This window comes from Baia soyae (genome assembly GCF_004341445.1).
GTDB lineage: Bacteria > Bacillota > Bacilli > Thermoactinomycetales > Thermoactinomycetaceae > Baia > Baia soyae.
Genome location: NZ_SLXV01000068.1, coordinates 1 through 7,381 on the forward strand (window position 1 = coordinate 1; position 7,381 = coordinate 7,381).

General features: G+C 41.3%; 6 protein-coding genes, 1 rRNA gene and 1 riboswitch. Of the genes, 1 reads left to right on the forward strand and 6 read right to left on the reverse strand.

The genetic code is table 11. From position 1 onward, the window contains the following. The 6 genes from EDD57_RS13895 to EDD57_RS13920 all read right to left on the reverse strand — a co-directional run. Positions 1–64: ribosomal RNA gene (locus EDD57_RS13895) — 16S ribosomal RNA — on the reverse strand; the annotation flags it as partial. 240 nt (positions 65–304) lie between these two features. Next, a complete protein-coding gene (locus EDD57_RS13900) occupies positions 305–1,459 on the reverse strand; it encodes a peptidase MA family metallohydrolase (protein WP_131850015.1) in 1,155 nt (384 codons plus the stop codon). Positions 1,460–1,497: 38 nt separating this feature from the next. Beyond that, the gene (locus EDD57_RS13905) at positions 1,498–2,061 is read right to left on the reverse strand and encodes a GNAT family N-acetyltransferase (protein WP_131850016.1); all 564 of its coding nucleotides are present in this window, start codon (positions 2,059–2,061) and stop codon (positions 1,498–1,500) included. 106 nt (positions 2,062–2,167) lie between these two features. Next, the gene (locus tag EDD57_RS13910; protein ID WP_207896845.1) at positions 2,168–3,472 is read right to left on the reverse strand and encodes an NCS2 family permease; all 1,305 of its coding nucleotides are present in this window, start codon (positions 3,470–3,472) and stop codon (positions 2,168–2,170) included. A 92-nt stretch (positions 3,473–3,564) separates the two neighbouring features. Then, positions 3,565–5,103: a glutamine-hydrolyzing GMP synthase gene (gene guaA / locus EDD57_RS13915; protein WP_131850018.1), complete on the reverse strand. Its 1,539-nt coding sequence runs from the start codon at positions 5,101–5,103 to the stop codon at positions 3,565–3,567. A 155-nt stretch (positions 5,104–5,258) separates the two neighbouring features. Then, positions 5,259–5,359: riboswitch (purine riboswitch) on the reverse strand. A gap of 99 nt (positions 5,360–5,458) precedes the next feature. Further along, positions 5,459–6,361 (reverse strand): cation diffusion facilitator family transporter, encoded by a 903-nt coding sequence (locus tag EDD57_RS13920; RefSeq protein WP_131850019.1) that lies wholly within the window; start codon positions 6,359–6,361, stop codon positions 5,459–5,461. 277 nt (positions 6,362–6,638) lie between these two features. On the opposite strand from EDD57_RS13920, the gene EDD57_RS13925 reads away from it, so the two are divergent. Next, positions 6,639–7,253 carry a PH domain-containing protein gene (locus EDD57_RS13925; protein ID WP_131850020.1) on the forward strand — a complete coding sequence of 205 codons (615 nt, stop codon included), beginning with the start codon at positions 6,639–6,641 and terminating at the stop codon, positions 7,251–7,253. The last annotated feature ends 128 nt before the right edge of the window (positions 7,254–7,381 follow it).

Here is a 7,381-nt window from a genome sequence, read left to right on the forward strand (position 1 = left end):
CGACTTGCATGTATTAGGCACGCCGCCAGCGTTCGTCCTGAGCCAGGATCAAACTCTCCATTGAAAGTTTGAGCTAAGCTCAATTTAAAGTAATTAAACAGGTCTTGGTTCATTCACTCTTTAGTTTTCAAGGAACACATTTCTTTTTCTAAAATCCCGCCGTTATCTTTCAGCGACAAAATTTATTTTACCATATTCTCAGATTCAGTGTCAACAACTTTTTATTGTTTTTTCAAATCATCTAAGCTTTGGTTGTGTGTATTTCCGTGCGCTTCATCAGCGACGTTGATTAATATAACACGGTCTAAACAGCTTGGTCAATACCTTTTTTAAAAAAAGGAAACACCTTTTGTAATGATCGATTAGTACGCTGATTACACACTTGGATCTTCTCGCTACTATCTACGTCCATTCGGTTATATTTCCTTATTTCTGCAAAGAAAGATCTCATTCCACTCTCTCCGATATCCTTCAATAAACGACGATATTGCTCACGGCATGATTCATAGAAACGAACGGCGTCTTGATGAGATAGATTTTCTAAATTCATCATCTCCAGTTGCTCACGACTCCATATCGCTTCTGACTTAATATGTATCTGTGGTGTAGGAAACAATAGCTCCTCATAGTACATAGCCGCCCCCTCTTGAAACCAGTAAGCGGCATTGTCATGGGTTAAATCACTGATGACTTGATGTGTTAGCTCATGAACAATCCCTGATTTTTCCCACTCAGAGGAAGTAGAATGTTCCGAAACCAACTTAATGGCCTGATTTGCTTCATTCCATCCCCCAACCCAACTAGGAAGCGAAAGCTTTACGGACTGAGCCAATCGATCCGCACGTTGGAATACCTTGATTTCAATCGGTTTTGGAATCCAACCCAGTTTTTGTTGAAAGTAGCTTTTCCCCTTTTCGATAGCCTCCTGATAGATATGTTCCTTACTAAGTAGTTCCAAGCGATCCACCTTTAACATACCCCACGTGGTTTTCTTTTGATGAAAAGGCTGTTCCACCTCCACCCAATGCCTCTTCTGTGGATCATACTCAACAATGAGTAGATACTGATTATTCGTTTGCTTCCCATGATGGGTATAGCTCTGTTTTATATGAGCAACGGTACCTAAAGATGTTGTTTCCACTTTATCAAGTTGTAACCGATAGCTATCTCGATCCAAATAGCGAAAGGCATCATCAAACCATCTCTTCTGTTCCTGAAAATAACTTTGCGAAGAAGGGGCGATCCAATCTGCCCAATCCATCCATGTGCCTGCTTGCAAGACCTGTTCTCTTCTATGAATTAATCGGCGAATCCCTGCTACATCATCTGGCGAATAATGAGAATCCGCGCGGATATATGTAGTAGCACTCGTTTCCTCCGTTCCTACGCATATACCGACTCCTAAAGAAACAATGGCTGTACTAACCCATATAACAAATATCTGCCGTAATCGAATCACCAAGATTCCCCCTTACGAGGTAGAATCTGCTATTCGTCTTATTTCAATACTAGTTGTTCGTTTTTCTCATACTCTTCTCGTAACAACCCAAACACAAGATGGTCTACGTAATGATCATATAGCCACTCTGTTTGGCGAATCATCCCTTCTTGAACAAAGCCTAGCCCTCGTGGGATCGCTTGACTTCTTTTATTACTGATTGCCACACGAATCTCGATCCGGTTAAGCCCCATCTCCTGAAATCCATACCGAACCATCTCAGCACATGCTAGTTTCATCATTCCTTTTCCTTGCATATCTTCGCTCAGCCAATACCCGATCTTGGCAAATCGATTATGTTGATTTACTTCGTTATAACCAATACACCCTACCAACTCGTCCTTATACCAGATCCCAGCATTAATTAGTTCTGCACGCTTATATTCATTTTCACAGAATGAAAGGTAACTACGTGTATCTTCAATAGATTTTGTGCCATCCACCCACGGTAACCAATTACGCAAATGGGATCTATTTCGATCTACTAATCGAAATAACGTTTCCTCTTCACATGGATCTAGCTGTTTTAGACTCACATTTTCATTCATTTTTATATAAAACATATTCGATAACCTCCGAATCAAATAAAATTAAAGATCATTATACATAAAAAGAGAGCTCTGTCACACGACAGAACTCTCTTCTTCTATCTATATGAATATCTCAACACTATTCATTCAGATAAATAAAACGCACAACGAACACCACTGCTAACACATACATGAGCCAATGAACTTTTTTCCCCTCACCTGCAACGAGCTTCGTAATAGGATACAGGACAAAACCTAACGCAATTCCAGTAGCAATGCTAAACGTTAGTGGCATCATGATGATCGTGAAAAATGCCGGAATGGACTCACTTAGTTCTTTCCAGTTAATATCTTTTAAAGAAGAAGCCATAAGCACACCTACGATAATGAGCGCCGGAGCCGTAATCGCAGGAACAGATGCCAACGTTTTTACGATTGGGAAGAAGAACAAAGATGCTATAAAGCAAAAAGCAGTAACGACAGAAGTAAAACCAGTTCGGCCACCTGTTGCAACTCCCGCGCTTGATTCAACATAGGAGGTAACGGTCGAGGTTCCTAAGGATGCCCCCGCCATAGCTGCAATCGAATCAGTAGTCAGTGCACGTCCCGCACGAGGAAGCTTATTATCTTTTAAAAATCCTGCTTGATTCGCCACCCCGACTAACGTACCCGCATTATCAAAGAGATCTACAAACAAGAATGCAAAGATAATCGTAAAGATCCCCACATCCATCGCCGCTGCGATATCCATCTTCCAGAAAGTAGGTTCGATGCTTGGAGGTAATGAGAAAAAGGCAGTCGGTACCTTCACTTGATTGGTTATGATTCCTACAATAGCTGTAGACATCATTCCAATAAAGATAGCACCCTTCACATTACGAACCATCAAGATAATCGTGACAATTAAACCAAATAGGGTAAGCAATATCATAGGATCACTTACCAGCTTAGGACTTAAGCTTACAAAGGTCGCTGGATTGGCTACAACGATTCCCGATTCTTTTAATCCAATAAAAGAAACAAACAACCCAATCCCAGCCGATACTGCGAATTTTAGGCTAGGTGGTATGGAGTTAATAATCATCTCCCGTACTTTGGTGACGGTTAATAACAAAAATATAACCCCTGAGATAAACACCGCGCCCAAGGCCGTCTGCCATGGAATCTTCATCCCGAGACAAATGGTAAACGTAAAATAAGCATTTAATCCCATGCCGGGTGCTAGTGCCAAAGGATAGTTTGCAATAATCCCCATCAATAATGTTCCCAGTGCAGATGCAACCGCTGTAGCTACAAATACTGCCCCGAAGTCCATCCCTGTTTTGGATAACATGTCCGGATTTACTAATAAGATATAAGCCATCGCGAAGAAAGTGGTTATCCCTGCTAAAACTTCTGTACGTACATTCGTTCCATATTTATCAAATTGAAAATATCGGGCGATAAAGGAACGTTTGACTTTCGCCGCTTCCATGTTCTTCCTCCTGATCTTGTTGAACCTCTTTCATTCTCTAGTTGTCAAAGAAAGTTCGTTCATTACTCCCATTCAATGGTAGATGGTGGCTTGGAGGTAATATCATAAACAACCCGGTTAACTCCATCCACTTCATTTACAATGCGAGTACTAATTTTCTCTAGTACATCATAGGGGATTCTAGCCCAGTCAGCAGTCATTCCATCAATGGAAGTAACAGCCCGAATCCCAACGGTGTAAGCATAGGTACGAACATCTCCCATAACACCCACACTACGGAAATCAGGAAGAGCGGTGAAATACTGCCAAATTTCACGATCTAAGCCTGCTTTAGCAATCTCATTACGCAAAATCTCATCTGATTCTCTAACAATCTCCAGTTTGTCCTCTGATACTTCTCCAATCACACGAATTCCGAGACCTGGGCCTGGGAATGGTTGTCTCCAAACAATCGCAGCCGAGAGACCTAACTCTTCCCCGACTTTACGCACTTCATCTTTAAAGAGTGTATTTAGTGGCTCGATCAATTGCATGGTCATATCTTCTGGAAGCCCACCTACGTTATGGTGTGACTTAATCGTGTGAGCTGTATCCGTACCCGATTCGACGATATCAGTGTAGAGGGTACCTTGCCCTAAAAACTCATGTAAACCAATCTTGACTGATTCTTCTTCAAAAACACGGATAAATTCATTACCGATAATTTTTCGTTTCTCTTCTGGGTCCGTTACACCTTTGAGCTTGGATAAGAATCGCTCTCTCGCATCAACTTTCACCAAGTTCATACGGAATTCCTTACCAAATGTCTGCATTACGCCTTCTGCTTCACCTTTTCGCAGAAGACCATGATCTACGAACATACAGGTTAGTTGGTCTCCAATCGCTCGGTGAATCAACGCCGCCACTACGGAAGAGTCAACGCCACCACTAAGAGCGCACAATACCTTCTTATCTCCAACTGTCTCGCGAATATCACGAATCGTATCCTCAATAAATGTTTCCATCGACCAATTCCCCGTACAACCGCAAACTTCAAATAAGAAGTTACGGATCATCTCGGTTCCATAGATGGAATGACGCACTTCGGGATGGAACTGAACGGCATACACTTTTCTCTCAGCATCACTCATAGCCGCAACAGGCGCAGATTCGGTTTTAGCATCAACTACAAATCCTGTCGGTGGCTTCAGCACCACATCACTATGGCTCATCCATACGGTTTGTTTCGCTTCCAATTCACGGTATAGAGCGCTATCTGATACCACTTCTATCTCTGCTTTTCCGTATTCACGTTTATGCGCGCGATCTACACTTGCTCCAAAGTGACTACTTATCATCTGCATCCCATAACAAATCCCAAAGATCGGAATTCCTAATTCAAAAATAGCCGGATCACACTTAGGCGCATTATCCTCATACACACTATTAGGACCTCCCGAGAAAACAATTCCTTTAGGAGCCATCTCTGTTAATTCTTCGGCCGTGATTTTGTGTGAAACAAGCTCACTATATACTCCTAAATCACGAATTCGTCGAGCAATTAATTGATTGTATTGACCTCCAAAATCAAGTACAACTACACGTTCGATGGATTTGTCCATCTTTTCCATCCCTCTCTACTAATAGAAAAATATATGTATATAACAAAAACCAGGGCACTCCTATCGCCCTATGCGATATAAGTACCCCGGTCCCCCGTATTCTTCATAATATCATGCAATAATCAAATGATTTTATGAAGAAATAAAAAGAGCATCCCGGTGACCTCATAACACGTAGTCCAGCTATTTACGGTAGCTGGGTAGAGACTATCAGGCCATATCCCTGAAAATATACGGTAAGTCTACCTCGATTTATCTTACCAAGGCTTCCGGTAATGGTCAATAAGGGTAACAAAATCGGAAATTTCCCATATTCCGTCTTCTGCTTCCATAGATTCTCCTAATTTTTATATCATCATACATGATAATGTAACGCTGATTCATCTTTTATATTTGAATTAATTTCTATATATTCCACAGGTTCCACATGAACATGTACATATTCGATTTGTTTATTCTTTAAAAGCTGTTCTTCCACTTGCTCCGTTACTTCATGACTCTTTAAAACGGATAAATGGGGATCGACTCCAATTGTCACTTCAATATGATAACAAGAGCCATGCGACCTAGCACGAAATTTGATCACCTTTTGAACTTGGTCAATTTGGCTCACTTCGTCGACCATTCCTTGAAGTGATGATTGATCCACTCCGTCCGTTAGACAAAGTATAGCCGGCTTCGCTACCTCCCAACCTGTTCGAATAATTAGAAAACCAATAACAACCGCAGAAACCGCATCTAGCCATGGATAGCCAATCCACGTCCCCACAATTCCTACCACAGCGCCAATACTTACCCACGCATCAGATCGATTATCCTTTGAGGCGGCAGCTAGCGCCCTGCTTCCAGTCTTCTTGCTTAATCTTGCATTATAGAGAGAAACCATTAGCATCAAGAACGCGGAGAGGAGTGAAATCCACAAAGCAACAGGATGAATCGCTATGGTTTCTGGATTCCCGATCGCTGTAATAGCACGAATCCATACTTCTAGCCCTACCAATACCATGAAAGATGCTGCAACAAGGGTAGCGACTGTTTCTGCCTTTTTGTGGCCATAATGATGATCGTCATCAGCTGGTTGAAGTGAGACTTTCAATCCAATCAAGATTGCAATTGACAACAAAATATCAGTCACATTATTTAATCCATCAGCAGACACAGCTTCAGAGTGAGCCCATAATCCAACCGCCAATTTTACGATAGCCAGTAACAGATAGGCTCCAATACTTAGCCATGCTCCCTTCTGCGCTTCTTCCATGTTTCCTCATCCTCTCCTTTAGATCCTTTTTCATCTTAATGAATGAAAACCGTCTTAGTCTAGAGAAACGTTGTTGACCGCAGATAGGTTTCATGAGCCGATTCAGCAATGTTGCACAGATGAAAACTTCGTTGAAAATACCTAGCACTATAGACAGCTGTGCCACCCCCTGATTCATCAACATATCGGTCTAGAAATATCTGTCCCACGTTGTTTATTGTTAACATGATTTGGGAAGAGAGACTTAGAATAAACAATTCATGGAGGTTGAGTGTGTATGTTCGGAAAAATAGCTGCTGATATGTTGGGGATTAGCGATGTAGGTACTGTTATCAAGCCAAAAGACTATGACAAAGTGGACGCAGATGATTATGTAATGCATGAAGATGGGGAAAAGATCTATTTCCTAATCAAATCGAAGTCAGATGAATACTGCTTTACGAACAAAGCTCTTATTCACCTTGATGGCACCAGTGCAGTAAGCAAAAAGCGCACCCTTCGCCGGTATGATTATTATGCTTACAAAATTTCCAACGTCTCTTTAGAAACAGCTGGAACGGTCGATCTCGATGTAGAAATTAAGTTCACCATGGGAAATGCGCAATACTCTATCGATGTTCATAAGAAACACATCGAGGAAGTAAAAGACCTTTATAAGGCATTACACAAAATTGCTGAAATCTCTTATGACAACGATATCTCCTTGAACCATGCCAAACAGAGTCTAGAAGTAGCTTCCAGTACTGTTAGCACGATTCGTAGCACAGAGAACGACATAGTCGATCAGTTTAAGCAGATTAATCAAATGTCGTTTACTTGGCTTCAAGATACAATCAAGCAATTCCATCCAAAAGATTTTGGATATGTGTTTGAGCGTTACATCAATAACTAGAACTATGATGAATGAAAGACTAGCTCTGATGAATGAACTGCACCCCAATTGTTGGACACGAAATTAAAACCCAACAGTTGGAGGTGCTTTTTCTATGGCTAAATATTCATTAGAAACAAAATTGAAAG